The sequence below is a fragment of the Paenibacillus cineris genome, from assembly GCF_018333335.1.
Classification (GTDB): domain Bacteria; phylum Bacillota; class Bacilli; order Paenibacillales; family Paenibacillaceae; genus Paenibacillus_AQ; species Paenibacillus_AQ favisporus.
In genome coordinates, this window is record NZ_BORU01000001.1 from 697535 (window position 1) to 721983 (window position 24449).

24 protein-coding genes and 1 other annotated feature are annotated in these 24449 nt (G+C 53.6%); of the genes, 17 read left to right on the top strand and 7 right to left on the bottom strand.

All coding sequences use genetic code 11. The features are described 5' to 3' along the window. The first annotated feature begins 131 nt into the window (after window positions 1-131). From KI379_RS03625 to KI379_RS03640, 4 genes are all read left to right on the top strand, one after another. Window positions 132-1361: an MFS transporter gene (locus tag KI379_RS03625; RefSeq protein WP_212982800.1), complete on the top strand. Its 1230-nt coding sequence runs from the start codon at window positions 132-134 to the stop codon at window positions 1359-1361. A gap of 17 nt (window positions 1362-1378) precedes the next feature. Further along, a complete protein-coding gene (locus KI379_RS03630; RefSeq protein ID WP_212982801.1) occupies window positions 1379-2371 on the top strand; it encodes a quinone oxidoreductase family protein in 993 nt (330 codons plus the stop codon). Between the two features lie 121 nt (window positions 2372-2492). Continuing rightward, window positions 2493-2948, top strand: a complete 456-nt coding sequence (locus KI379_RS03635) for an SRPBCC domain-containing protein (protein ID WP_089545846.1) — start codon at window positions 2493-2495, stop codon at window positions 2946-2948. 404 nt (window positions 2949-3352) lie between these two features. Then, window positions 3353-3586, top strand: a complete 234-nt coding sequence (locus tag KI379_RS03640; protein WP_076170422.1) for a hypothetical protein — start codon at window positions 3353-3355, stop codon at window positions 3584-3586. 353 nt (window positions 3587-3939) lie between these two features. Here KI379_RS03640 and KI379_RS03645 read toward each other — a convergent pair whose 3' ends face one another. The 3 genes from KI379_RS03645 to KI379_RS03655 all read right to left on the bottom strand — a co-directional run bounded on the left by KI379_RS03645 (window position 3940) and on the right by KI379_RS03655 (window position 6778). Beyond that, a complete protein-coding gene (locus tag KI379_RS03645; protein WP_076170421.1) occupies window positions 3940-4923 on the bottom strand; it encodes a glycoside hydrolase family 43 protein in 984 nt (327 codons plus the stop codon). Between the two features lie 219 nt (window positions 4924-5142). Beyond that, complete coding sequence (locus KI379_RS03650) at window positions 5143-6213, bottom strand: hypothetical protein (RefSeq protein ID WP_212982802.1); 1071 nt, start codon at window positions 6211-6213, stop codon at window positions 5143-5145. Next, window positions 6203-6778 (bottom strand): sigma-70 family RNA polymerase sigma factor, encoded by a 576-nt coding sequence (locus tag KI379_RS03655; RefSeq protein WP_089545848.1) that lies wholly within the window; start codon window positions 6776-6778, stop codon window positions 6203-6205. The genes KI379_RS03650 and KI379_RS03655 overlap by 11 nt, the downstream gene beginning before the upstream one ends. Before the next feature lie 268 nt (window positions 6779-7046). Between KI379_RS03655 and KI379_RS03660 the strand changes: the two genes are divergently transcribed. Continuing rightward, window positions 7047-7253 (top strand): zinc ribbon domain-containing protein, encoded by a 207-nt coding sequence (locus tag KI379_RS03660; RefSeq protein ID WP_089545849.1) that lies wholly within the window; start codon window positions 7047-7049, stop codon window positions 7251-7253. 74 nt (window positions 7254-7327) lie between these two features. Here KI379_RS03660 and KI379_RS03665 read toward each other — a convergent pair whose 3' ends face one another. After that, window positions 7328-7765, bottom strand: coding sequence for a GNAT family N-acetyltransferase (locus tag KI379_RS03665; protein WP_212982803.1), 438 nt, complete (start codon window positions 7763-7765; stop codon window positions 7328-7330). A 185-nt stretch (window positions 7766-7950) separates the two neighbouring features. On the opposite strand from KI379_RS03665, the gene KI379_RS03670 reads away from it, so the two are divergent. From KI379_RS03670 to KI379_RS03710, 9 genes are all read left to right on the top strand, one after another. Continuing rightward, a complete protein-coding gene (locus KI379_RS03670) occupies window positions 7951-9108 on the top strand; it encodes a YhgE/Pip domain-containing protein (protein ID WP_212982804.1) in 1158 nt (385 codons plus the stop codon). A gap of 69 nt (window positions 9109-9177) precedes the next feature. After that, window positions 9178-9705 (top strand): PadR family transcriptional regulator, encoded by a 528-nt coding sequence (locus KI379_RS03675; RefSeq protein WP_212969985.1) that lies wholly within the window; start codon window positions 9178-9180, stop codon window positions 9703-9705. 82 nt (window positions 9706-9787) lie between these two features. Further along, window positions 9788-10023 (top strand) — a binding site (T-box leader). 94 nt (window positions 10024-10117) lie between these two features. Further along, on the top strand, window positions 10118-11680 hold the full coding sequence (locus KI379_RS03680) for a 2-isopropylmalate synthase (protein ID WP_076170417.1): 1563 nt from the start codon (window positions 10118-10120) through the stop codon (window positions 11678-11680). 15 nt (window positions 11681-11695) lie between these two features. Then, entirely contained in the window at window positions 11696-12169 is a 474-nt protein-coding gene (locus KI379_RS03685) for a YbaK/EbsC family protein (RefSeq protein WP_212982805.1), read from the top strand. A 269-nt stretch (window positions 12170-12438) separates the two neighbouring features. Beyond that, window positions 12439-13107 carry a helix-turn-helix transcriptional regulator gene (locus KI379_RS03690; RefSeq protein WP_076170415.1) on the top strand — a complete coding sequence of 223 codons (669 nt, stop codon included), beginning with the start codon at window positions 12439-12441 and terminating at the stop codon, window positions 13105-13107. Between the two features lie 348 nt (window positions 13108-13455). Further along, on the top strand, window positions 13456-14547 hold the full coding sequence (locus tag KI379_RS03695) for an alanine racemase (protein ID WP_212982806.1): 1092 nt from the start codon (window positions 13456-13458) through the stop codon (window positions 14545-14547). Between the two features lie 26 nt (window positions 14548-14573). After that, window positions 14574-15785, top strand: a complete 1212-nt coding sequence (locus tag KI379_RS03700; RefSeq protein WP_212982807.1) for a M20 family metallopeptidase — start codon at window positions 14574-14576, stop codon at window positions 15783-15785. Beyond that, entirely contained in the window at window positions 15785-16246 is a 462-nt protein-coding gene (locus KI379_RS03705) for a RidA family protein (protein ID WP_076170412.1), read from the top strand. The genes KI379_RS03700 and KI379_RS03705 overlap by 1 nt, the downstream gene beginning before the upstream one ends. A 411-nt stretch (window positions 16247-16657) precedes the next feature. Then, on the top strand, window positions 16658-17863 hold the full coding sequence (locus KI379_RS03710; RefSeq protein WP_212982808.1) for an acyltransferase: 1206 nt from the start codon (window positions 16658-16660) through the stop codon (window positions 17861-17863). Window positions 17864-17985: 122 nt separating this feature from the next. Here the strand turns inward: KI379_RS03710 and KI379_RS03715 are convergent, their stop codons facing one another. Next, window positions 17986-18903 (bottom strand): NADP-dependent oxidoreductase, encoded by a 918-nt coding sequence (locus KI379_RS03715; protein WP_212982809.1) that lies wholly within the window; start codon window positions 18901-18903, stop codon window positions 17986-17988. Between the two features lie 144 nt (window positions 18904-19047). Here KI379_RS03715 and KI379_RS03720 point away from each other — a divergent pair, with 144 nt between their 5' ends. Further along, window positions 19048-19920 (top strand): LysR family transcriptional regulator, encoded by an 873-nt coding sequence (locus tag KI379_RS03720; protein WP_212982810.1) that lies wholly within the window; start codon window positions 19048-19050, stop codon window positions 19918-19920. Window positions 19921-20502: 582 nt separating this feature from the next. After that, window positions 20503-21573 (top strand): bifunctional 3-deoxy-7-phosphoheptulonate synthase/chorismate mutase, encoded by a 1071-nt coding sequence (locus tag KI379_RS03725; RefSeq protein WP_089545861.1) that lies wholly within the window; start codon window positions 20503-20505, stop codon window positions 21571-21573. A 149-nt stretch (window positions 21574-21722) separates the two neighbouring features. On the opposite strand, the gene KI379_RS03730 is transcribed toward KI379_RS03725, so the two are convergent. Then, window positions 21723-22568, bottom strand: a complete 846-nt coding sequence (locus tag KI379_RS03730) for a LysR family transcriptional regulator (RefSeq protein WP_200631839.1) — start codon at window positions 22566-22568, stop codon at window positions 21723-21725. Window positions 22569-22687: 119 nt separating this feature from the next. On the opposite strand from KI379_RS03730, the gene KI379_RS03735 reads away from it, so the two are divergent. Continuing rightward, window positions 22688-23809 carry a Gfo/Idh/MocA family protein gene (locus KI379_RS03735; RefSeq protein ID WP_212982811.1) on the top strand — a complete coding sequence of 374 codons (1122 nt, stop codon included), beginning with the start codon at window positions 22688-22690 and terminating at the stop codon, window positions 23807-23809. Window positions 23810-23943: 134 nt separating this feature from the next. Here the strand turns inward: KI379_RS03735 and KI379_RS03740 are convergent, their stop codons facing one another. After that, window positions 23944-24414: a MerR family transcriptional regulator gene (locus KI379_RS03740; protein WP_212982812.1), complete on the bottom strand. Its 471-nt coding sequence runs from the start codon at window positions 24412-24414 to the stop codon at window positions 23944-23946. Between the last annotated feature and the right edge of the window lie 35 nt (window positions 24415-24449).

The window sequence follows — 24449 nt, forward strand, 5'->3', positions numbered from 1 at the left end:
GCGAATTTTTTCGCCGAAGTGCGGTTTTTTTTGCCTTGAATGTTCCTGTTAGTTTTTATACTAGTTAAAAATTTGATCTGGTTCCCTCTGCCTCCTTAACGTAATGTGATTTACCGAAAGGAGGCGTCTGTATGAAACCATCACCTGAAGTTCCCCGGCCTTTATCTGCTCCGTTACGCCCTCTATTGGTGCTTTCCTTGTGCGCATTTGCCATCGGCATGGCTGAATTCGTCATCATGGGCATACTGCCCGACATCGTTTCGGACCTGCAGGTCACGATATCGGATGCCGGGCTGCTCATTTCAGGCTATTCGCTTGGCGTTGCCGTTACTGCTCCGCTCATCATGATATTGACGGGACGTTTGCCCCGGAAAACGCTGCTTCTCCTCCTTATGCTGCTGTTTGTCCTCAGCAACGCTTTGGCCGTATCTGCTCAAGACTTCTCCGTGCTGATGACAGCGAGGATCTTGATGTCCTTGACGCACGGCTCGTTTTTCGGCGTGGCCACGGTCATGGCGGCTGAGATGGTGACCGCCGATAAGAGGGCCTGGGCGATATCCGTTCTCGTCAGCGGCTCTTCCATAGCGAACATCGCCGGCGTTCCCTTTGGTACGTGGGTTGGCCATGCCCTTGGCTGGCGTTATACGTTTGCGGCGATTGCCGTCATCGGGGCCGCGGCGGTGGCGGGACTCTTCCGGCTGCTTCCCGGCCATCTGAGCACCCGGACTGAACCGCTGAAACGGGAGATCGGCGTTCTGGGCAAACCGGAAGTACTACTCGCGCTGCTGGTGAGCGCTTTATGTTTTGGCGGCGTGTTTATGACCTTTACGTACGTAGCTCCGCTGCTGGAGCAGCTGGCCATGTTTGACGGCCGCTCCGTTTCGTGGATTCTGGTTTTGTTCGGCATTGGCGTAACCCTTGGCAATATAGCGGGAGGGAGGTTGGCCGATTGGCGCTTGAGACCTGCGCTGATCGGAATCACCGCGGGGCTCGCAGTATGCCTCTTTACCTTTACCGTGACACTCGAAAGCAAGATTTTTGCCGTGGCGGATATTTTTCTTCTGGGGGTGTTCAGCTTCGGCATTCTTCCCTGTCTTACGGTCCTCGTAATGAGCAAGGCAAAGGAAGCGCCAAATCTGGCCACCACCATGAACGTATCTGCGCTGCATATCAGCAACGCAGTGGGGGCCTGGCTGGGAGGAATGGTCATCGACAGCCGGTTTGGGCTTCGAGCAGTACCGCTTTTTTCCGGAGGGGTTACGCTATTGGGATTGACGCTGATCGTCTTCATGATCCTGCTGGAAACGAGGCGCAGAAAGATTCATCGAAAACAGCAGCAGGCGATTCCAGTAGAAAATTAGAAAGGAGAGTAATTCTGATGAAAGCTCTAATCGTAGAACAACCGGGGGAGGCGCAAGCCCTTCGCCTGAAAGAAGTAAAGACTCTGTCTGCAGCACCGGGCAGATTGACCATCGACGTCGCGTATGCCGGTGTAGGCTTCGTGGATGTGATGCTGGCCAGAGGGGAATTTGACCACGTTCAGCCGCCTTATGTTCCCGGTTTAGAGGTTGCCGGCTATGTGCGGGAGATAGGCGAAGGCGTCAAGGGCTTCCGTGTAGGCGAGCCGGTTGCGGCGATGACGCTGTCTGAGATTGGGGGATTTGCTACGGTGGTATCCGTCAGACCCGAACTGACCGTACGGATTGCAGAGCTCGATTCCACTCTGGATCTGGCAGTGGCTGCCGCTTCCATCGTCAATTTGACTACGGCTCTGATCGTGATGAAAGACGTGATTCGCCTGCAGACAGGCGGAAGCCTGCTGGTCCATGCCGCCGCCGGAGGGCTGGGATGTTTCCTTGGCCAGGTCGCCCGCCGGCTGGGTGCCGGCTTGGTGTTGGGCACGGTTGGATCGGAAAGTAAAAAGAGCCTTGCCTCCTCCCTTGGGTACGATGAATTATGTATCCGCTCCGGATTCGTCGAAGAGACGATGAGGGCTACCGGCGGCCAAGGCGTTGATGCCGTACTGGATCCTGTAGGTGGAGCCATGAGAAGGGCGAGTCTTGACGTGATGAAGCCATTTGGTCAGCTCGTTGTGCTTGGCAACGCCGGCGGGGAGCCGGATACACTGCAATCGACCCAAGAGCTGTGGTTTAAAAATCTGTCCGTCGCCGGATTTCAGCTTGGTACATACAGCGATGCTAACCCCGAGAGGGCAGGCCAAAGGGCCAATGAAGCGCTGCAAATGCTGGCCAAAGGAGAAGTCCATGCCGACATCTTCGGGATTTACCCGGCACATGAAGCCAATGAAGCGCTTCGTCTTCTGGAGACCGGATCCACGCGCGGGAAGCTGCTGCTTAAGATGGATGAGTGAACATGCGTTTCGTTTAAGCAAAAAAATAGATTGGCTTCAACCAGCCTGCATGCTAAAGTGAAAAAATGGATGAAACGATCCAGCAACACCAGTTCCTATCAAGCAATGGAAGGTGAATGAAATGGCAGTCAATCCATCAAGCAGCAGCTTGACGTACGAAGTCTTGATCGCAGCTCCGCCCGAGCGGGTGTGGGCGGCCATTGCCACATCGGAAGGTACACGCGCCACGTTGTTCGGGTCCAGCATCGAATCGACCTTTGAGCCGGGAGCCCGTGTCGAATTCCGGGGACCGGGGCCGGATGGGGACCGGACACTTCATGTGTACGGATTCGTGAAGCAGTACGAGCCGAACCGCGTATTTTCGTATGAACAGCATCCCGCTCCGGCATACAATGAACAGCATGAATCTGTATTTTGTGATATGACTTATCAATTGACGCCGGTGGGGGACCAGACCAAGCTGGAGCTCACTTGTGCGTGGTCCGAAGGCAACCCGGGATACGAACACGCGAAACAAGAATACCCGGCCTCGTCCTATATGGACGCGATTCGGAATTTTGCCGAAGGGACAGCTTAAACCCTGACGGTACAGCAGACCAAAAGGCTTATCTCCAATTGGTGGAGGTAAGCCTTTTCAATGAGTGCCAAACAAAGGCGTTATATATAGGGTGTAAGTCCCGAACGGAAATGGTGGGCCTACCGTTAGCCAAGGGCAAGAGTCTGCAGATTGAAACGCATAATGATTGGCAATGATGGTTGCTAAAGAAGTGAAGCTAAGCTAAATGACCATTTTGTTCAGCTTATCGATCATCATAATCTGTTATTTGCTGTATTCGAATAAGAAGCAGAAGCTACTGCTAGTAAACTACCAAGAAAGTAAGTTTAGGTTATTTTTTTGTTAATGAGTCAGGGATAGGAGATATGTTATAATTTCAGGGTAAGGTTGTTTCAGATCAGGAAAGGCAAAAGGAGGTTGGAAGGATGAATTTTAGTCTAAAAGCTCCTGACGGTACGGTCATTGAATCGTATTTGAAAGATCACAAAGAATTTATTCGTATAGATGGCCTGGAATATGAGGTCCACAGTCCTGTAGATGAGCTGGATTCTGATCCTGAAATCCGCCATATGATCGAAGCATCGGAGACGGATCTGGTGGAGGGCAAATTGTACTCCACAGAAGAATTAATCGAATCGGTGAAGCGTGGTGAGCTGTAGTTGATTGTCCAATGGACGGAAACGGCAGCTAATCGGCTACGGCAAATTAAGAGTGAGCATTCGTTATGTGATTACTTCATTCAAGCATAGTGCAATGAAGCGTAAATAAGAATGATGACCGATTCCCAAGGGAGTCGGTTTTTTTGTGCCCACAAACTTAAGCATCGCCCTTCCGCATTCTATGAGGAATTGAAGGGATTGAAATGTCTGCTTTCACGTTACTTGGACCTTTGCTAACCTTTTGGGAGCGCCATATGTGGAGCTGCCCTGTACGGCACTGCAAACCCAAAAAGGCTTATCTCCATTTGGTGGAGGTAAGCCTTTTCATTTTGCCTCGAGCGTGTCACATGCAATTACTTCCCGTACGGATCGATCGTTTCGATCGTACCGTCCTCGTGGATCGTCAGCTCGGTGAATTTGACGCAGCGTTTGTTGTCCGCGCCGCCCGAGAGGGAGCTGTCGTGATAGAACAAGTACCATTTATCCTGGAACTGCACGATCGAGTGGTGAGTCGTCCAGCCGATGACCGGCGTCAGGATTTTTCCTTTGTACGTAAAAGGTCCCTGCGGGTTCTCGCTCACAGCGTATACGATGTTATGGGTCGTGCCGGTCGAGTAGGACAGATAATACAGTCCGTTATGCTTATGTACCCACGGTCCTTCAAAATATCTCCGTTCCTCGTCCCCTGCCAAAATCGGCTGGCCGTTCTCATCAAGAATGGAGATTTCGCGTGGCGCGTCCTTGAAGGTGAGCAGGTCGTCGCTCAGCTCAGCCACTCTTGGCCCCAGCGCCGGTTCGTCGGCCGCCGGGCCTTCTGCATTCGGATCAAAGGTGCCCGTCTGCCATTTTTCCAGCTGGCCGCCCCACAACCCGCCGAAGTATATAAAAGCGCTTCCGTCATCATCCATAAGAACGGCCGGGTCAATGCTGAAGCTGCCCGGAATATATTCCGGCTGCGGAGTGAACGGTCCCGCGGGAGAGGAGCTGGTAGCTACGCCGATCCGGAAAATGTTGTCGTGATCCCGTGCCGGAAAGAAGAGGTAGTACGTGTTGTTCTTATAAGCCGCATCCGGAGCCCAGAGCTGCTGCTTGGCCCAAGGGATATCGCGGAGATGCAGCGCCTCGCCGTGGTCCTGGCATGGGGAGTTCGCATCGTCCATAGACAGGATGTGGTAGTCCTCCATGTCGTACTGGTCCCCGTTATCGTTGGACGTGTGCTCATGGTCCAGGTCGTGGGAAGGGTAAATATACAATTTGCCTTCAAACACGTGAGCCGAAGGGTCAGCGGTATAAATGTGGGTGACCAAAGGCTCGCGCTGCGTCACAGGCTGAGTCATCTCGTTTCCTCCTTAATCAGTGGTTGGATGGATGCTGCAATAGGTGCTCCTTTCCATTTTAACAAACAAACCGGGTCAAAAACCTACAAGATTTATAGGTCTTTTCCTCAAAATTTTAGGTTTTTAAGAAAATGGATGGTTCTCTTTTTGAGACGATCAGTTCTATGGGGGTACCCTAAATAAAAACAGGCGCCATTTCTGGCGCCTGTACTGATCTTTCTACCAAGGCGTTTCCGTTTTATGTTCAATCACTTGCGATACTTTGGGTTCAACCATTTGTTTCAATTGTTCCAGCGCACGCTTGTCATCGGAAGCTCCTCCATGCGAATCGGCCTGGAATTGTTTTTTAGCCTGAGTACTTGCGATGACGTCTATGACTTGTTGCTTGGAGATCTTTTTGGATGCTGCGATCTCGGCGACAGATGCACCTTTTGCCAATTCTTGTTTCAATTCTGCTGGGCTCATGTGAAGTAAAGCAAAGAGCTTTTCATCGTTTAAAAAGGCATCCGCAGTATAGTCAGGCTTGCCGTTTGTAGTGAAGAAGCCTTCCACGGTTGCGGCAGGGCCGCCTCCGATCAGCGAAACGCTGATCGTATTCCCTTGAACCAATGCCTGATAGAACGGCGTTGTCGATCCCTTTTCCGTATAGTTCAATATCAACGTTTTTGAGTCCGAATTCTGCATCGGCTCCATACTGTATTCGTACTTACCGGTGCTGCCGTACAGTTTGTTAATGAGATCATCGACCTTCGACTTGATTTCTTGATCGGTTAAGGAGATGACCGGCTTGTCTTGAGGCTGCCAGTTTTCTTGGTTTACATGTTCGATTTCACCCGTAATCCCGTTCAGATCAAGCCGGATCTTTTTGCCGTGATCTCCCTTTTCCTGCAGCTCGATACTGGTTTGGATAGCTTTCCCCTGACTTGCATTCGCGGGATTTCCTCCAAGCTGGCTGGCGTCGACAATTTCAAACGACTTGGTTTCCGGGTAAGAGCGATACAGCTTGTCAAGCGCTGCCTGGCCAACCACATCCACCTTGACTTGTTCAGCCGTCATCGGTGTTCTCGTCGCCATTTCAATCAGGGGAGGGGCCGCGAATGCCGCGGTTGGAATCATAATTGCGGCAGCAACGATGCCGCCGATCCATCTTTTTTTCATCGTTTTTTTGCTCCTTTGTCGTTGTACGTATTGAGAATAGGATTGCTCGATTCGTTTGGAAACAGCCGGGGGGCATTCCATGGTCTCTGCCTCTCGGGTCAGGTATTCGCGGATTTGGCTTTCAATAGGCATTGTTCTTTTCCATCCTTTCCAGGGGGAGGTTTCCCAAGTGTTTTCGAAGCGACTGCAGGCCCGCATGATATCTGGACTTGACGGTTCCCAGCGGAATATCGAGTAATGTTGCAATCTCCTCCAGCGTATAGTCGTGGTAAAAGCGGAGAATGATCACCGTTCGCTGTTTATCGGTCAGCTTGTGCATGGCTTTTGATATCTCGGGGTCTGTCCCATCCGTCGTCACCGCGGGCTGATCCCAGTGATGCTCTTCCCGGGAAAAGACGCGGACGCGTTCGAATATTCGGAATCTCCTCCAGCTTTTCATCCGGAATCTCTGCACTTGGCGGATGACCAAGCCGTGCAGCCAGAAGTGGAAAGGACGATCCGGATCATAATTGGGAAGCGAGGTCCACATTTGCATGTAAATCTCATTCATGATATCTTCGCGATCCTGCGGATGATCCACCAGAAAAGAGACGGTCCGGTAGACGTCCCGATAGGTGGCATCATACAAGGTATGAAACGCCTGCTGATCTCCTTCGATCATTTTTGTGAGCACGTGGTACATGGATTCGTTTTGCATTCAGAGGGCCCTCCTGGGTAAGCAGCTTACACCCTATATTGTCGCTCGATGGAAAAAAGGTTCGGTTTTTATATCATCCTATAAAAAAATATTTGGGCAGTATAGGAGGTGGTGCTTTTACAAAGCGCTGAATTACAACGTCGCCTTGGAGGAATTATACCAATATAAGGGCTGGGGAAGTATTCGGAAGAGTAACGGTTTGCAACCATGCGATACACGAACCGTATTAGGATACAAAACGCGAACGCGAATATGGAGGTAATAAGAGATGAATGAACAACAGGGATGCGTGAAATGCGGCAGCCGCAACGCCAAAACGAAAGAGGTGGCCATGACCGGCACAGGCCTGTCCAAAATGTTTGATATCCAGCACAACCAATTTGTCGTCGTCTATTGCGAAAATTGCGGCTATTCCGAATTTTACAATAAGCAGTCGTCGACGGGATCGAATATTCTCGACCTGTTCTTTGGCTAAGCCGTGGAGGGGCGTCCTCCACAGGCTTAGATAAAAGATCGCCTTTTCCACGGCGGTCTTTGTTGAATACATCGTCAGTCTCCTATTTTTTTCGTCAACAGCAGCTCATCGTCTCTAACATAATTGCAGTGTTCATACGTTTTAATGGCAGCGTCATTCCTCTTGCCAGTCAACAATTTTACGCTTTTTACGCCGCTTTTCCTAAGATTGTCTTCCAGACATGAAATGATTGCACCCGCAATTCCTCTCCTTCGTGCGGCTTCTTCAACATACAGTTCCGTAATTTCTCCCTGCGGCTCTTCGTAACAAAATGAATGAAAACTTTGGGCACAACCAAAACCAACGAGTCTGCCCCTTATTTCCGCCACGGCAATCAATTCGTTGTTGATCTTCAAGCTCTCCATGATTTGTTGGGGAGGCCGCTTGTCACCTCCGTTAAATGCTTGATTTAACCTCGAGAGTTCCTCTGCATCGGATTCTGATGCCAACCTTACCTTAATATCCGCATTCATTCTTTTCACCTGACCCACAAGTAATATGATTACATATTCTACCATACGGATGCGGTTCAAGGGTGAAGATAACAGGCGTTTAGCCCCTTAGCTCCAGTCACCCGCGCCTCGATTTGACAACCACCTTTAAATTTATTACTCTAATTAAAGTATATAAAACAAAGTAAAAAAAGGTGGAGTGGAGTTTGAAAGCATATTTTAAAAATAAAGCCGTCCTCGGCGGCATTTTCATGATGATTTTTTATCAAATCATCATGATCGGAATCTTCATGTCCGGTTACAGCGCGCTTCCGAAAAACGTGGACCGCTTGACGATGGCGATCGTGAATGAAGACCAGCAGTCGGGCGCACAATTTGTAGAGCAGCTGCAGAAGCAGCTGCCGCTGCATGTCGTCACGGACGAATCGCTTGAGCAGGCGCAGAAGGACTTGGATAATCGCGACATTCAGTTCATCATGCATATCCCGCAGGATTTTACGCAGAAGCTGGCCGCCCAGGGCGAACAGGTGAAGCTGGACTTTTTCATCAACGAATCGAATCCGGCGTCGGTCAACAGCACGATGCAGAGCATTGCGACACAGGTTTCCTCCAAGATGAGCACGCAGATTCAGACGCAGAGCTTTGAGGCCATGCTGCAGGGCATGAAGGTGCCCGCGGATCAATCCAAGCAGATGGTTGAAGGCGTGATGTCAAAGGTGACGCCGAATATCGTGTCCACGAACACACCGCCTGCCGGCATGCATAATCAGATGGCACCGATGTTCCTGACGATGGCGTCCTACGTAGGTGCGATGATTTATTCGATGATCAGCTCGGGCGCGCTGAACCAGCTGAAAGCCAAAATTGGCAAATGGAGAGCGTTCCTGTCTCTGCAGGGCGTCCATGTGGTGCTGTCCGTCATCGCACCGCTGGTCGGTTTGGCTATCTACTTCGGCTTCCACAACTACGGGGTGGAGACGTTCCTGAAGATGTGGATGGTGCACTCCCTGGAAATGCTCGTCGCCATCGAGTTCACCAGCATTTGCGTGCTGCTGCTCGGCCAGGCCGGCATGATGCTGAATCTGCCGCTGCTGCTGTCGCAGACGATTGCGGGCGGAGCTGTGCTGCCGCCGGAGATGATGCCGGGATTCTTCAAAGCATTCAGCCACATTTCGCCGATGTTCTACACCATTCATCTGGATTACAACCTGCTTTTTGGAGGCGGGAAAACGGCGGAATACGTCCTCGGTTTGGCCCTGGTAGGTGCGGGTGCGCTCGTCATCAACCTGTTCATTCACCAGTTTAAGCCGGTCAAATCGGCCAAGGCGGGAAAGGAGCCTGCAGCGGAACCGCAATTCATGTAAAATAAGATCGGATGGGCTGACAGGAAAAGGTCCTGTCGGCCCTTTTTTCATATGATGAGGAGGATCGCAATGTCGCTTCAGATCTTTATTCTCGGCTTGCTCAGCGAGGGGGAGCACCATCCGTACGACATCAAGAAACAGGTGTTCAAACCTCTGGAAAATACGATCACAATTAACGACGGGACGCTGTATTACAATTTTGAGGTCCTGCTGAAAAAGGGCTACATCCGCAAAATCAAAGTCGTCCAATCCGAAAACCGTCCGGAGAAAACGACATATGGCATTACCGACGAGGGCCGCAAGGCGCTGGAAGAGGAAATTTACGCGGTATTTCAAAATTTCACGAGCATCACGAGCCTGTATTCATCCCTGTTGTTTCTGGATAAAGTGGATAAGCATAAGCTGGCTTACATCATCGAAGAGTCCATCGCCCGGCTGGAGAAAAAAATCCGGCTGATCGAGGAGCGGCCCGGCTTTTCCGAGGTTCCGGACAGGTACCGGGATTCGGCCCTTTTTATTAGCGAGCATGCCTACCACGCCCTGTCGAATGACGCCAACTGGCTCCGGAAGCTGATGGAACATCTCCGTTCTGCTTGACCTCCCGGCTTCAACTTTATGGAAAATCCAGGGTTGACAAAAGCAAATGGATGCCATAATATAATTAACAATTTCATACATCATAAAGGTTTCGATTAGAAATAGTAGAAGTGAAGTGACTTTTCAGAGAGCCGCTGGGTGGTGCGAAGCGGTATGGTCGATCATTTCGAACTCGTCTATGAACCGCCACCTGACAATGTAGGGTCTGCCGGAGTTCCACCGTTACAGGGATAGATGGTGATTGCCATCGAAGAAGATCATTTTTGCATTGCTGAAAATGAATTAGAGTGGTACCGCGGGTTAAACCTCGTCTCTAGCGTAGAGACGGGGTTTTTTTGTTGGCCAAATTCCGGGTTTGGCCGGCACCCCTTTTAAATATATATGAACTACACTCATTTGGGAGGAATAGCAGATGAACCGCAAAATTATCGTATTGGACACGACGTTACGCGACGGAGAGCAGGTGCCTGGCGCCAAGCTCAACACGCAGCAGAAGGTTGAATTCGCGCAGCAGCTGAAGCGCCTCAATGTAGATATCATCGAGGCGGGCTTCCCTGCGTCGTCGGCGGGGGATTTTCAAGCCGTGCAGGAAATCGTCAGAACCGTGGGGGACAGCGTCTCTGTAACCGCGCTCGCCCGCGCAGTGAAGAGCGACATCGAAAGCGTGTATGAAAGCATCAAGCTGGCACAAAATCCGTTTATCCATATCGTGCTGGGCACGTCCAACATCCATGTGGAGAAAAAGTTCAGCCGCTCGAAGGACGCCGTCATGCAGATGGGTGTGGATGCGGTCAAATTTGCGAAGACGCTGCTGCCAGAAGTGCAATATTCCACGGAGGATGCGTCCCGGTCGGAATTCGAGTACCTGTGGCAGACGATCGAAGCGGTGGTCAAAGCCGGCGCGACGATCATCAACGTTCCAGACACGGTAGGCTATGCCGTTCCGGAAGAGTTCGGCGAGCTGATCCGCAAAATCAACGACCGGCTGAAAAACCTGAACGACAAGGTCGTCCTGAGCGTGCACTGCCATAACGACCTGGGGCTGGCCACGGCAAACACACTGGCCGCCATCAAGAACGGGGCCGAGAAGGTGGAGTGCACCATCAACGGGCTTGGTGAACGCGCCGGCAACACCTCGCTCGAGGAAGTGGTGATGGGGCTGAAGGTGCGGGAGAACTATTTTAACTGCCATACCCAGATCCAGCTGAAGGAAATACTGCGCACCTCCCGGCTGCTGACGCATTTGACAGGCCTGGATGTGCAGGTCAACAAGGCGATTACGGGCGAAAACGCGTTTGCCCACTCGTCCGGCATTCATCAGGATGGACTGCTGAAAGATAAAAACGTGTACGAAATCATGTCGCCGGAGGAAGTCGGAGCTGAGAGCATGGAATTGATCCTGACCGCGCGTTCCGGACGGCATGCGTTCAGAAATGCGGTAGAAAAGATCGGCTTCGACACGAGCAATCCAAACGATTTTGAGGAGCTGTTTGCGAAATTTCTGCAGCTGGCCGACGCCAAAAAGGAAGTGTACGATCATGACGTATTCTACCTGGTGACCGAGCACCGCAAGATCGATCAGGGCACCAGCCATCTGTATGAGCTGGAATCCTTCCAGGTCGTGACCAACGACCTCGTGCCGACGGCGACCGTCCAGCTGAAAAAAGGCGGCGAAAGCTATACCGACAGCAAAGTCGGGGACGGACCGATCGATGCGCTGTACAGCGCGATCAAGGCCTTGGTCGGACTTGACGTGCAGCTGAGGGATTATAAAATCAACAGCCTGTCCCGGGGCAAAGAGGCGATCGGCCGCGTCAACATCCGGCTGGAATATCAGGGCAAAACTTATTCGGGACGGGCGATGGATACCGACATTATCAAGGCGAGCGCGCTGGCGTTCCTCAACGGCATCAACGCCGCCGTACTGGACGCACCGGGCGAGCCGCAGGCGGCTGTGCAGGGTGCAAGCGAGTAAAAGGAGGCATATATCATGGCATTAAAAGAGAGTGCCGAGCGGGTGCAGAGCCGTCTCCGTGACATGGGCTACGACCATCGGGTGGTGGAACTGCCGGACAGCACTCGCACGGCGGAAGAAGCCGCGGCGGCGATTGGCTGCGAAGTGGCACAAATTGCGAAGTCCATTATTTTCCGTCTGAGCGGTTCCAATGAACCTGTACTTGTTGTAGCAAGCGGCGTAAACCGTGTCAATGAAAAGCTTGTTTCCTCCTCGCTTAACGTCAAGCTGAAGAAGGCGGACGCAGATTTCGTGCGGGAACACACCGGCTTTGTCATCGGTGGTGTAGCGCCGATTGGTCACCAGGAGAGAATCACGACGATTATTGATGAAGACTTGTTGAAATTCGGCACGATTTGGGCGGCGGCCGGTCATCCGAAGGCGGTATTTTCTTGCACCCCGGAGGAGCTAACTGCAATGACAGCCGGACAGGTAATGACCATTCAATAAGGTATGGGGCCGAGGTTATGAGTACAGCCGGAGACGAACGTATTTTATGCGGTTGGGAACCAGTTCGGGCTCCGCATTTAAGATCCGAATCCAGAAGAAGCAGCAATAGGTGCTGCTTCTTCTGTTTTTATCATTTTTCGTATAGTCCTGCCGCGGATCTGCCGTCATGCCTTGACAAAAGGAACGATTTTGAAGAAACTAGACGTATATGAAAGTTTTTTTGATATTCAAAAATATTTTTAGATGACAGATTAAAGAGAGTGGGATCTATGGAACATATCAAGGAAGAGCTGAATGTGCTGCTGCCTGTTATCCGGGCCATCGCCGCCCAGTTTGGGGAGAAATGCGAAGTGGTGCTTCACGATTTGACGCAAGGGTACGAAAGCACGATCGTGGCGATCGAGAACGGCCACATTACCGGGCGGAAGGTCGGGGACTGCGGCAGCAATCTCGGGCTGGAGGTGCTGCGCGGAACCGTGACGGAGGGAGACCGCTACAACTACATCACCCAGACGAAGGACGGCAAAATATTGCGTTCCTCCTCAACCTACTTCAAGAACAGCAAGGGTGAGACGATCGGAGCGCTCTGCATGAACCTGGATATATCCGATCTGCTCGTGGCGGAGAATACGATCCGCTCGCTGACGATGCACAGCCTCGATCAGGAAGTGAAAGAGGTATTCGTCAACGACGTGAACGATCTGCTTGATTACCTGCTGCAGGAATGCCAGAAGGAAATCGGCAAGCCGGTCTCGCATATGAGCAAGGATGACAAGGTGAAGGCGGTGCAGTTTCTGGATATGCGCGGCGCTTTTCTCGTGAAAAAGGCGGGAGATAAAGTATGCCAGTTCCTCGATATTTCCAAGTTTACGCTGTATAACTATCTCGACGAAATTCGGGCAAACCAGGACAAAGGCATGCCGAAAAACAGGGTATAACAAGGAAGCGTTGCCCGGGCCAAGGCCCGGATGGAACAGCAAAGCGACAGACAAGGGCAGAAGGAGTCCGCGCAATCGCGTGAACATAAGTGGAAACGCTGCTGCATAAGAGTAGGCCTTTATTTCGGGCTTTTCTTTGTCATGAGTTGAAAGCGTATTCAAACTTGTGCTGAATCATAGAAATTATATTGACAATGCGCAGCGAAGGGATTCATAATGTGAACAATCAAAAAAAATATTTTTTTGACCTAATTATTTTTTTGTTGGTTTGGAGTTTGATTGTCTCAGCGAGCCTATCACAAGGGCATACCCATGACCCAGATCTGTGTCATTTAAGGAGGGAGCAAGATGGTTCAAACCGTATCAACGCCTGCCGTCATCGTCGATTTGGACATTGCCGAACGCAACATCCACAGCATGGCGGAGGAAGCGAGAAAGGCCGGAATCCGGCACCGTCCCCACATCAAATCCCACAAGTCGGTTTATTTTGCCCGCAAGCAGCTGGAGGCCGGAAGCACCGGCATCACCTGCGCCAAGCTGGGGGAAGCGGAAGTGATGGCTGAAGCGGGGATCGACGATATTTTGATCGCGTTTCCCATCATTGGCGAAGACAAGAAGGAGCGGCTGTATCAGCTGGCGCAGAAGGTGAAAGTAACGACAGTCGCCGACAGCGTGGAAGGCGCCACGGCCGTGTCGGAGGTGGGTGAGCGTCTCGGCCGCCGCATACCGCTCTACATCGAGGTTGACGGAGGCATCGGGCGCTGCGGCCGGCAGCCGGGGGAGGACACGCTGCAATTTGCGCAGCGGATCCAAAGCCTGCCGGGAATCGAAATCACCGGACTGCTGTCCTACGCGGGGCAGATTTACGGTGAAGAGAGCCGGGAAGAGATCCGCAGCACGGCACGACAAGAGGCGGCTACCCTGAAGAATACCGCCGATCTGCTGAGGGAAGCGGGGATCGACGTTCCGGTCGTCAGCGGCGGTTCGTCGCTGTCGTCCAAGTTCGCAGGGGAGCTGGAGGGGGTAACCGAGATCCGCGCCGGAAATTACATATTCCACGACGTGGGCCAATTGTCGATGGGCATGATCACGGTGGACGATTGCGCGCTGCGAGTGATCACGACGGTCGTCAGCGTACCGGCTCCGGGCCGGGCGATCATCGACGCGGGATCCAAAACGCTCACCACGGATACGATGCCGTTCTCTAAAGGTTTCGGATACATTGTGGAGCATCCCGACATCGAAATTTTCAAGCTGAATGAAGAGCATGGGTTCCTCAGCTATGATCCGGCTTCCGTATCGCTTCACATCGGCCAGCACCTGACGATTATCCCGAACCATGCCTGCGTCCTTCCGAATCTGTGCGATGACATCGTCGGCTTCCGCAGAGGAGTTCCGGTCGAGAAGATCCGGATCGACGCAAGGGGCAAGAACAGCTAAGCGCTACAGGGAGGAGGCTGGGATTCATGGGGAAGGACCTTGATTCATTTCACGAGCAGGAGCTGCTGGATATCGTCTGCGGACTGATCCGCATCCCGAGCGAAAATCCGCCGGGACGCGAAGAGGAGGCCGCCCGGTACGTCTTGCAGCTCCTCCGGGACGAGGGGATCGAAGCCGAGCTGCAGTGGGCCGCGCCGCAGCGGCCGAATGTGGTCGCCCGGTTGAAGGGCACGGCCGAAGGGCCGGCGCTCCTGTACAACGGCCATCTCGACGTTGTCCCGGCCGGGGAAGGCTGGAGCGAGGACCCGTTTGCCGCCGTCGTCCGGGGCGGTGAGTTGATCGGCCGGGGTGCGGCCGATATGAAGTCGGGCGTCGCGGCCATGCTGTACGCGGCCATCCTGCTGCACCGGCGCGGCTGCCCGTTCGCCGGGGAGCTGATCCTGCTCTTCAACGTGGACGAAGAGCGGGAGAATGTCGGCATGCGCCACTTTTTGCGCAGCGGCGTGCACGCCGATTACGCCGTCATCGGCGAGCCGACCGATCTCGGTATCTGCACCGCCCATAAAGGCGTCGGCCGCTACCGGATCCGCACGGCGGGCGTCGCTGGCCATGCGGCAAAGGTGCTGAAGCCCGACAACGCCATTCCGAAGATGGCGGCGCTCATCTCGGCGCTGGAGCCGCTTCGAAGCCGCCTCAAAGAGAGCGCCGATCCGCTCCTCGGATACGCGACGCTGAACGTCACGCAGATCAAGGGCGGGACGGCGCCGAACATCGTGCCGCAGCACTGCGAGATCGAGGTCGACCGCCGGGTTATCCCCGGCGAGACGGCGGCGCAGGTGCTGGAGCAGCTGAAGGAGGCGCTAAATGCAGCTGCAGGCACAAGCTCAGGCGAAGGCTTAAGTGCCGGAACTGGTGAAGTCGCCTACGAAGTGGACGACTACTTGTTTATACCGGCGTCGACCATTCCGCAGGACCATCAGCTTGTGCAGGCGCTGGTGGAGGTCACGGGTCATGTTCTCGGGAACCCGTCCGCCATCGGCATTTTCGAAGCGACCTGCGAGGCGCCGTTTCTGTCCGTTGACTTGGGCATACCGACGGTTATATTCGGACCAGGATCGCTGGACCAAGCCCATGTTAAGGATGAGCGGGTTCCTGTCCGTCAGATCACGGACGCAGCCAAGGTATACATGCAGCTCGCCATGCGGCTGCTTCAACAACAACCATTACAGGAGGAATGATGATGAGCATTCAAGAGAGATTGAAAGAACTGAACATCGAGCTGGAGCCGGTTGGCGAGCCGAAATTCTCGTACGTTCCCGTAAACCAGGTAGGAAATCTGCTGTACACTTCGGGCCATGATTGCCGCAAGAACGGGGAGCTGATTCTAAAAGGCAAGCTTGGAGAAGAGCTGACGATCGAACAGGGGCAAGAGGCGGCGCGCCGGTGCATCGTGAACATTTTATCGTCGCTGCAGGCCCATCTGGGCAGCTTGGACCGGGTGAAGAAAGTAGTGAAGATGCTCGGCTTCATACAAAGCGCTCCGGGATTTAAAGATCAGCCTTACGTGCTGAACGGGGCGTCGGATCTGCTGATCGAAGTGTTCGGGGAGAAGGGTAAACATGCGCGCTCCGCGATCGGGACAAACGAGCTGCCGTTTGATACGCCGGTCGAGGTGGAGATCATCGTCGAGATCGAATAACGGCGGTAGAACCGGATCGTGGCGCTGCTCGCCAACATCGTGGTTTCCCTGATCGTTAGCGCAGCGACCCGATCCTTGTCCGCCAGCCGCGGCAGCGCCGCTGCCGAGCGTGCAGCCATCAAGGGAGCCTGATCGGTGCTTCGAACAGGCGGCGGATCCTTTCTTTGCCATTTGACAGGCATTTTTCGTTATACACGGCGCTTCGTGCCGGGAACGTCCAGAAGATGGACTTCCCGGTTTTTTTGTATGTATTGGGAGGTTATTAGAACCTGGAGAATCATGAACCTGTACGGGGCAAAAAGAATGAACTTTTGGATGAATTAAAATCTGTTAAGTCCGCCTGCTTTAAGGTTCATTTAATATTGACCGGGTATACTGGCCCTGACCAAGAAGAAGGAGGACCTCATGCTCATGGGCAAACCGCGAATCGAAGAATGGACGCAGCTGCGTGGCCTCGCCTTTCTGGCGATCGTGATGCAGCATTCCATTGCCGAGTACATCTACAGGCCCGACATTGTGGCCGCGGATTCCACCATGCTGACGATGATCTACCACCTGACCCGTTTCGGAACGCCGACCTTTGTATTTTTGTCCGCCGTGCTGCTGTTCTACAACTATGGTGAACGGTTTCGGTACGGTCCGTTTATCCGCAAACGGTTCGGGGATGTGTATGTCCCTTTCCTGTGCTGGACGGTGATTTATTGGCTGTATGTCCACGTATTTACCCCATCCTTCTGGCAAAAAGGAGGACAGGACTGGGGAGCGCTGCTGAAAGAGATGTTCGTTCCTCAGACGGGATACCAGCTGTGGTTTATCCTGATGATCTTTCAGTTCTACCTGCTGTTTCCGCTGTTTGCCTGGGCGTTCCGGGCGGCGCGGCGCGTGATCGGTCCTATGGAGGCGAAGAAGCGGGCAGGGGTGCTGTCCGCGATCCTGGGCGGTTCTTTTATGATCTACGCCGCTCTGCTGTATCTCTCCTATTACCAGATGGGGAGCTGGGCCGAAGGGCTTGGCGGACCCTGGTCGGTTTTGCTGCAGTACCGCAGCTATTCGTTTGTGATGTACGGTTTTTATTTTGTGGCCGGTGCGGTATGCGCGGCATCCGTCTCCAACTGGCGGAAGTGGTGCACCCGGCTGCTGCCTTGGACCGGACTCCTGTTCCTGGCGATGTACATCAAGCTGGGCTATGACGTGCTGCAGGGGTCGGGCGAGGTCGTGAATTTAAATATATCCACTTACCTGCGGCCATCGACCTTTGTCATCATCGTCGCGCAGATGCTCCTGCTGTACGGGCTGCTCATCATGATGCAGGGGCGGAGCCAGGCTTTCCTGCGGCTGCTGACCTGGATCGGCCGATATTCATTCGGCGGCTATCTTGTGCACGCCCTGATCATTTACGTGATTGCCTTTTTTACGCGTCCGATGGATCTGGCCGGCAGCCACGTGTCTTTTACGCTCCTGACCTTCAGCCTGACTGTGCTCGCTTCGCTTGGCATCAGCTACACGCTGTCGCATCTGCCGGGCTCGCGCTGGATCATTGGTGCAAAGCGCCGTGACGTGAAGCAGGGCAAGCCGGACGAGACCGGCTTCCGCAAGGAGTCGCCGACGGTGTCTTGATGCCGTGATGTCTTGATGAAAGCCCATTGGAACAAACCTATTATGCTTCCAAACATTCCGCAGCGAAAAAGGGTGCCATCAATCCAATGATTGATGGCACCCTTTTTGATTTCGAAGGTAAATTAGACCGAGAGGACGATCTTTCCGCGGCCATGGCCGGATTCGATCTCCCGGTGGGCTTCCCGGGCCTGATTCAGCGGCAGCACTTTGCGGATATGGATGTCGACCTTTCCTTCGTTGTAGATGCGGACAAGCTCGGCAAGGCGTTCTTTGCTGCGCGTGCCGGTCAGCTGCCGGATGCTGAGTGTTTGGGCCCGAACACTGGGGACCATCGCTACAATTCGGCTGAGGTCCTGGACCAGGTCCACGGATGCCTGCAGGGCGAGGTCATCCCCGCCGCCGGCATGCAAGGCGGCGTCCACTCCAGCGGGAGCGATGGCGCGTACGCGGGCGGCAAGCCCATCCCCGTAGCCGAGCGGGATGGCGCCCAAACGCTGGAGATGATCGTGATTGGCCTCGCTGGCCGTGCCGATCACCCTGCCGGCGCCCCAGGCCAGCGCGAGCTGCACGGCAAAGGTGCCCAGCCCGCCGGCCGCCCCATGGATCAGCACGGTATCCCCGGGCTGAATCCGGATCGCTTCCAGTCCCATATGGGCGCCCTGTCCGTTGCCGGTAAAACCTCCGGCGGTCTCCCAAGGCATGCCCGCCGGTTTGCGGATCAATTGGTCGCTGCTGACGACGACATATTCGGCATATCCGCCAAACATCGTAAAGCCGATCACTTCGTCCCCGCGCGCGAATTCGCTGACGCCGTCCCCCACCTCGTCGATGATCCCGGCAAATTCATTGCCCGGGATGATCGGAAACGGGTGGGACTGCGCGTATGGAACGCTTCCGCTGCGGACCTTGGCGTCGATTGGCATGACGCCGGCCGTTTGAACGCGTACCAGGACGGTTCCCGGCCCGGCGGACGGAACGGGCAGCTCGGTCAGCTGCAGTACATCGGGCGACCCCAGGCGGTTAAACGTTATGGCTTTCATTGGACTCACTCCTTGACGTATTCAGAATTGTAGATCCCATTGATTTCCTTTTCACGTTATTTTATAATCAGGCTGCGATAAACGGAAATATATATTTAATTATGACTCTATATATTCAAGTATATAGGAAAAGGAGGGAAAGCTATGGAGCTGCTGCAGCTTCAATATTTCAGGACGGTCGCCAGGCTGGAACATATGACGAAGGCGTCGCAGGAGCTGCGGATCGCCCAGCCGGCGCTCAGCAAGACGATTTCCCGGCTGGAGGAGGATATTGGCGTTCCGCTTTTCGATAGGCAAGCGGGTAGAATTCGGCTGAATTCCTATGGGAAGGCGTTTCTGACAAAAGCTGAGGAAGCGCTCCGCCTGCTGGAGGAAGGAAAGCGGGAGGTGGCAGATCTTGCCGGGCTGGAGCGCGGCAGCATCCGTCTGGTCACGGCGACGCTGGAGCGGATGACGGGGCCGATCACCGAATTTATATCGGCTCATCCGGAAGTGAACTTTCAAATTTCCCAGGCTCCCATTGAGCAGATGAGCGAATTTCTTACCTCGGGTGAGGCCGATCTCGGCTTTACGCCGCTGCCGCTGGATCAAGCGGGATATGCCTATAAGGCGGTGCTGAGCGAGGAATTGTACTTGGCCGTGCCCTCGGCGCATCCGCTTGCCGACCGCCGTCAGGTTACTTTGAAAGAAGCGGCGGCGGAGCCCTTTATCGGATATCGGGAGGACTTTGTCTTCCAGCAAATCAATGACAGCTTCTTTGAGCAGGCCGGAGCGGCTCCCCGGTACATTTGCCGGGTCGACGAACCGCCGGCGATCCTAAGCCTCGTACGCGCGGGCGTCGGGGTAGCGCTGTCCGGCTGCAAAAAAGGAGATAAAGAAATACCCGGTGTCACTCTAGTGCCCGTGTCCGATCAAGCGTGCCGGCGCCAATATTACCTCGTATGGAGCGAGCAGCGCTATTTGTCGGCCGCCGCGTGCGAATTTAGGGACCACGTGGCCGCATATTTTGCGGAGTGATTCACGTCAGACGAGAAATGACCCGGTGGCATCCGCTGCGGTGCGGCTGAACTCGAGCCTGGACTTTTATTATGGCTGTAAAGACAGGGGAGGCACCGCCGATATTCGGCTGCCTCTCCTTTGATTTGGACAAGGAAATACGAAGGAAGGGGACTTATGGATTCGAGTGAGTCTAATAATTCACTGCATTAACGCGTTACCTTGTGATCTTGCATCCCTTCCACCGAATGTAATACAATGCTTTTAAATTTTAGTTCGAGCTAATTCATAGGACACAAGCTGTGAAGGAAAGAGTAAGCGGAGAAAGCTCCTGCCAGGGACGGTATGCCGATAGACTGGAAGCATCCGAGGGACACTGCCCGCCGAAGTTCATTCCTGAGCCGGTATTTTGATTCCCTGCATGAGGAATGCAGGACGTAGGAATACCCGTTTCCCTTGCGTTAAAAGGTTCAAGTGAGATGTGCAGCCAACACGTGTGCATGTCTAATAAGGGTGGTACCACGACTCCTCGTCCCTTGGCGGACAGGGGTCTTTTTTGTTTGATTTTATATTTTTTTAACACTAGGTGAGGAGAGATGAGAGATGAGTCAAGGGCGCTTGGAAGAACTGCGCAATCAATTGGATGAGGTGAATCTTCAGCTGCTGTCGCTGCTGTCCGAACGGGCACGGATCGCACAGGAGCTTGGTGTAGAGAAGGAAAAACAGGGCGTGCCGAAGTTTGATCCGGTCCGTGAAAAGGAAATGCTAGAGAAGCTCGTGGCCAGCAACGAAGGACCGTTCGACCATGAGACGGTTCGGCATCTGTTCAAGCAAGTTTTTCAAGCGACGCTGACACTGCAGCAGGTCGATCATAAGAAGCACCTGCTCGTCAGCCGCAAGAAAAAGGCGGAGGATACCGTCATTCAGCTGGGCGATGTGACGATCGGCGGCGGCAAGCCGGTCATGATCGCGGGGCCATGCTCGGTTGAGAGCTATGAGCAGGTCCGCACCGTGGCGGCCGCTTTGAAGGAAGCGGGCATCACGGTGATGCGCGGCGGCGCCTTCAAGCCGAGAACTTCGCCTTATGATTTCCAGGGGCTTGGCATCGAAGGCCTGAAAATTCTGAAGGAAGTGGCGAGCGAATTCGGGCTGAAGACGATCAGCGAAATCGTGGATCCGGCTCATATCGAGCTGGCGTGCGATTACATCGACGTCATCCAGATCGGGGCGAGAAACATGCAGAACTTCGAGCTGCTGAAGGCGGCTGGCGACGTCCGGACACCGATACTGCTCAAGCGCGGGCTGGCAGCGACCATCGACGAATTCGTGCACGCGGCCGAGTACATTTTATCCCGGGGCAACACGCAGATCATGCTGATTGAGCGGGGCATCCGCACGTACGAAAAAGCGACCCGCAACACGCTCGACATTTCGGCCGTACCGATTCTGAAGCAGGAAACGCATCTGCCGGTACTGGTCGACGTGACCCATTCCACCGGCCGCAAAGACATCATGGCTCCTTGTGCTAAAGCGGCTCTGGCCGCCGGCGCGGACGGCGTGATGGTCGAGGTTCATCCGGATCCGGCTACGGCGTTGTCCGACGCGGCCCAGCAGTTCAACATTCCGCAGTTCCAGGAATTCTACAACCAGGTTAAAGGTTCGGGACTGCTGTAAGCACCGGATTCCATTATTACTTTGCCTGAATAAATGACGTTAGCAAGCACAACAAAAGCCGGGTCTCCTCTAGAGCTGCATGAGAGGGGATCCGGTTTTTTAGATAATGCAGTCTGTCTGCGATGAGTTTAGACCGATTAGGCCTTTCTTTATAAAAAATGGCTCGTTTCCACAAAGCTTTTTTCCAACGGGGACATCTCATATCCCGCTCGGGTCACCAAATATTTGTCCACATAGCGGAACGGCTCGGGCAGCTGGGCAAACGCCGAAAATCCGTGCTGCATCACGATGTTTTTGGAAATCAAGGAGATGCCCATCCCAAGGGAGGTCAGCTGAAGGAGGGTGTCCAGAATCCCCACTTCGGTGCTCTCTCCTTTTTCCAGGCCAAGCTCGGCGTAAAGCCGCTCCAGAATCGCAGCGTACAGGCAGTCCCGGGTCAAAATGATCCAGTTCTCCCCGTGGAGGGCGCATTCCAGGCTTTGTCCGCCGGCGAACTTTTTGCCGATGAGCACCATCTCCTCCGTACCCAGTTTTTTGTAACTCAGCTGCGGCGAATCGGTCCTGCCGATCGTAAAGGCCAAATCGATGTTTCCTTGGAGCAATTCGTGCTCCATCGACTGCGTCGTCCCGGTCTTTAGCGTGACGGACAGATCGGCGTGATTTTCATATAAACGGGTCAGTGCATCCGTGAGCTCTTTGCCAAAGACGGACTGCATGGTGCCGATCCGCAGCTTCATCTCCCTATAGCTCATATCCAGCTCGGTTTCTTCCCATAAAACAAGCATTTTTTTATATTGGCGGTAGAGCTTCCGCCCCTCCGACGTCAGCTCCATGCCTTTGGCACTCCGGATGAAAAGCTGCTGTCCGTAATGGGCTTCGATTTTTTTGATCTTGGCCGTCATGTTGGACTGGAGATGGTTCAGTTTGACGGCTGCGGCCGACAGGCTTTTAAGCTCGGCAACGCTGACAAAGGCTTTCATATTATCGATATCCATATCGGCCTCCAAGGTATCAAAAATGATGATGACTCTATTGATAACATGCATTATTCATGATATCCCAATCCCAGTATACTGGAACCGTAAAGAATCATAAAGCCAGGAGGAGAAGAGAAATGGAGATAAAGGGTTATGAAAAAATACGCACCGGGATCATCGGAGGCTCGTTAAACAATCAGTGGGCCAGCAAAACTCACATTCCGGCTTTGACCCGGAGCGCAAGTCATGAAATTACAGCCATTGCCACCTCGAATATGGCATCCGCCCGGGAAAGCGCGGATGCACTGGGCGTCGCCCATGCTTTCGACGACTATCGTGAACTGGTGCAGTCCGGGAATGTGGATTTAGTAGTCGTCAGTGTGAAGGTTCCCCATCATTACGAAATGATCAAGGAAGCCATCGCCGCGGGGAAACACGTGTACAGCGAGTGGCCGCTTACCGTCACGCCAGAAGAGGCGGAGGAATTGGCGGAGCTTGCTTCGGAACAGGGGATTCATCATGCCGTTGGCCTCCAGGCCAGACAGTCGCCTGCGCTGCTGGATGCGAAAAACCGCATCACTCGAGGAGACATCGGCCGGGTGTTATCCGCCAGCATGTCGGTGTCTACGCCGGGTAAGGGAGGGTACACGGAACGGAACAACATTTATCTGCTTCAGGAGAAGTATGGAGCGACCCTGCTGGCGATTAACGGGGGACACTCGCTCGACGCGTTTGGATTTGTGCTGGGGGATCTGAAAGAAGTATACGCAACCATGAACAGCAATTATTCGGAGGCCAAGGTACTGGGAACCGGGGAGACGGTACCCAAAGATACAGCCGACCAGATTATGGTTCATGGCACGCTCGAAAACGGCGCGTCGGTATCAATCCATATTCAAGGCGGAACCTATCCGAAATTTGAATTGGAGGTTCAAGGGGAGAAAGGGGTCATCCGCATTTCCCAGCCTCAGTCCCAAGGTCATGTCCAGTTTGGTGGACTGGTGGTCGAGCAGGCGCTGTATCCGTCAGGACATATTGAGGGTTACGGAGATCAGGAGGCGTTTCAAAAGGTGTACGACGAGACCGAAGAATCTTCAGTCATCGTGAATCACGTGATGAAGGCACATCAGGTCATGGCAGATGATATTCGTCTAGGGACGTTTCAGGCCCCTGATTTTTACGAAGCCGCCCGCCTGCACCGGCTGCTGGAAACGATCCGGCAGTCTGCCTTAACCGGCAAACGGCTAAGCGTAAGCTAATCGGAACAAGCATGGCGGTGTGGCAGGACTTAGACCGAAAAACGGCGGCAGCTAGGACAGAAAAAGGTCCTGGGCTGCTGCCGTTTTTTGAACCAAGCGTGTTTGCGGCACTTCATGAAGCAGCGCTGCTTGTTTCATCGGATTCGGCGGTTTGCCCGTTTTCGCAGCTGTGGAAAATAGCTCATCTCCTCAACGGAAATGGGCTTTGCACCGTCCTCCGGGTTTTGATCCGAATATTCCCCGCTCGGGTACCCATCTTTCAGTCTAACGTCAATGAAATCAACGAGCTGCTGAAGTGAGGAGATTTGCTCGACGATCTGTTCACGGTGGCTTTTTAAAGTCTGGGTCAGCTCAATATATTCGGCGGGATCAGGGTTGCCGGATGCCTTCAGGAACGGCCTCATGGCCTCCAGGGAAATTCCTGTTTTTTTCAGGCAGGATATTAATTTGATCGTATGGATATCCTTCCGGCGGTAAACGCGATGCCCGTTGTCCTTTCTGTCCGGCGGAGGGAGCAGCTTGATTTTTTCATAATAACGGATCGTGTCCTCGGAAAGTCCAGTTAGCTCCGCGGTTTGCTTGATCGTGAACGTTTGCTCGGTCATCTATCCTGCACCTCCTGTAATGGAAACTTAATTGC

What these genes read in the sequence shown, in the direction of transcription:
- KI379_RS03625 (WP_212982800.1), top strand. Translation starts at nt 132, where the DNA reads ATGAAACCATCACCTGAAGTTCCCCGGCCTTTATCTGCTCCGTTACGC.
- KI379_RS03630 (WP_212982801.1), top strand. Translation starts at nt 1,379, where the DNA reads ATGAAAGCTCTAATCGTAGAACAACCGGGGGAGGCGCAAGCCCTTCGC.
- KI379_RS03635 (WP_089545846.1), top strand. Translation starts at nt 2,493, where the DNA reads ATGGCAGTCAATCCATCAAGCAGCAGCTTGACGTACGAAGTCTTGATC.
- KI379_RS03640 (WP_076170422.1), top strand. Translation starts at nt 3,353, where the DNA reads ATGAATTTTAGTCTAAAAGCTCCTGACGGTACGGTCATTGAATCGTAT.
- KI379_RS03645 (WP_076170421.1), bottom strand. Translation starts at nt 4,923, where the DNA reads ATGACTCAGCCTGTGACGCAGCGCGAGCCTTTGGTCACCCACATTTAT.
- KI379_RS03650 (WP_212982802.1), bottom strand. Translation starts at nt 6,213, where the DNA reads ATGCCTATTGAAAGCCAAATCCGCGAATACCTGACCCGAGAGGCAGAG.
- KI379_RS03655 (WP_089545848.1), bottom strand. Translation starts at nt 6,778, where the DNA reads ATGCAAAACGAATCCATGTACCACGTGCTCACAAAAATGATCGAAGGA.
- KI379_RS03660 (WP_089545849.1), top strand. Translation starts at nt 7,047, where the DNA reads ATGAATGAACAACAGGGATGCGTGAAATGCGGCAGCCGCAACGCCAAA.
- KI379_RS03665 (WP_212982803.1), bottom strand. Translation starts at nt 7,765, where the DNA reads ATGAATGCGGATATTAAGGTAAGGTTGGCATCAGAATCCGATGCAGAG.
- KI379_RS03675 (WP_212969985.1), top strand. Translation starts at nt 9,178, where the DNA reads ATGTCGCTTCAGATCTTTATTCTCGGCTTGCTCAGCGAGGGGGAGCAC.
- KI379_RS03680 (WP_076170417.1), top strand. Translation starts at nt 10,118, where the DNA reads ATGAACCGCAAAATTATCGTATTGGACACGACGTTACGCGACGGAGAG.
- KI379_RS03685 (WP_212982805.1), top strand. Translation starts at nt 11,696, where the DNA reads ATGGCATTAAAAGAGAGTGCCGAGCGGGTGCAGAGCCGTCTCCGTGAC.
- KI379_RS03690 (WP_076170415.1), top strand. Translation starts at nt 12,439, where the DNA reads ATGGAACATATCAAGGAAGAGCTGAATGTGCTGCTGCCTGTTATCCGG.
- KI379_RS03695 (WP_212982806.1), top strand. Translation starts at nt 13,456, where the DNA reads ATGGTTCAAACCGTATCAACGCCTGCCGTCATCGTCGATTTGGACATT.
- KI379_RS03700 (WP_212982807.1), top strand. Translation starts at nt 14,574, where the DNA reads ATGGGGAAGGACCTTGATTCATTTCACGAGCAGGAGCTGCTGGATATC.
- KI379_RS03705 (WP_076170412.1), top strand. Translation starts at nt 15,785, where the DNA reads ATGATGAGCATTCAAGAGAGATTGAAAGAACTGAACATCGAGCTGGAG.
- KI379_RS03710 (WP_212982808.1), top strand. Translation starts at nt 16,658, where the DNA reads ATGGGCAAACCGCGAATCGAAGAATGGACGCAGCTGCGTGGCCTCGCC.
- KI379_RS03715 (WP_212982809.1), bottom strand. Translation starts at nt 18,903, where the DNA reads ATGAAAGCCATAACGTTTAACCGCCTGGGGTCGCCCGATGTACTGCAG.
- KI379_RS03720 (WP_212982810.1), top strand. Translation starts at nt 19,048, where the DNA reads ATGGAGCTGCTGCAGCTTCAATATTTCAGGACGGTCGCCAGGCTGGAA.
- KI379_RS03725 (WP_089545861.1), top strand. Translation starts at nt 20,503, where the DNA reads ATGAGTCAAGGGCGCTTGGAAGAACTGCGCAATCAATTGGATGAGGTG.
- KI379_RS03730 (WP_200631839.1), bottom strand. Translation starts at nt 22,568, where the DNA reads ATGGATATCGATAATATGAAAGCCTTTGTCAGCGTTGCCGAGCTTAAA.
- KI379_RS03735 (WP_212982811.1), top strand. Translation starts at nt 22,688, where the DNA reads ATGGAGATAAAGGGTTATGAAAAAATACGCACCGGGATCATCGGAGGC.
- KI379_RS03740 (WP_212982812.1), bottom strand. Translation starts at nt 24,414, where the DNA reads ATGACCGAGCAAACGTTCACGATCAAGCAAACCGCGGAGCTAACTGGA.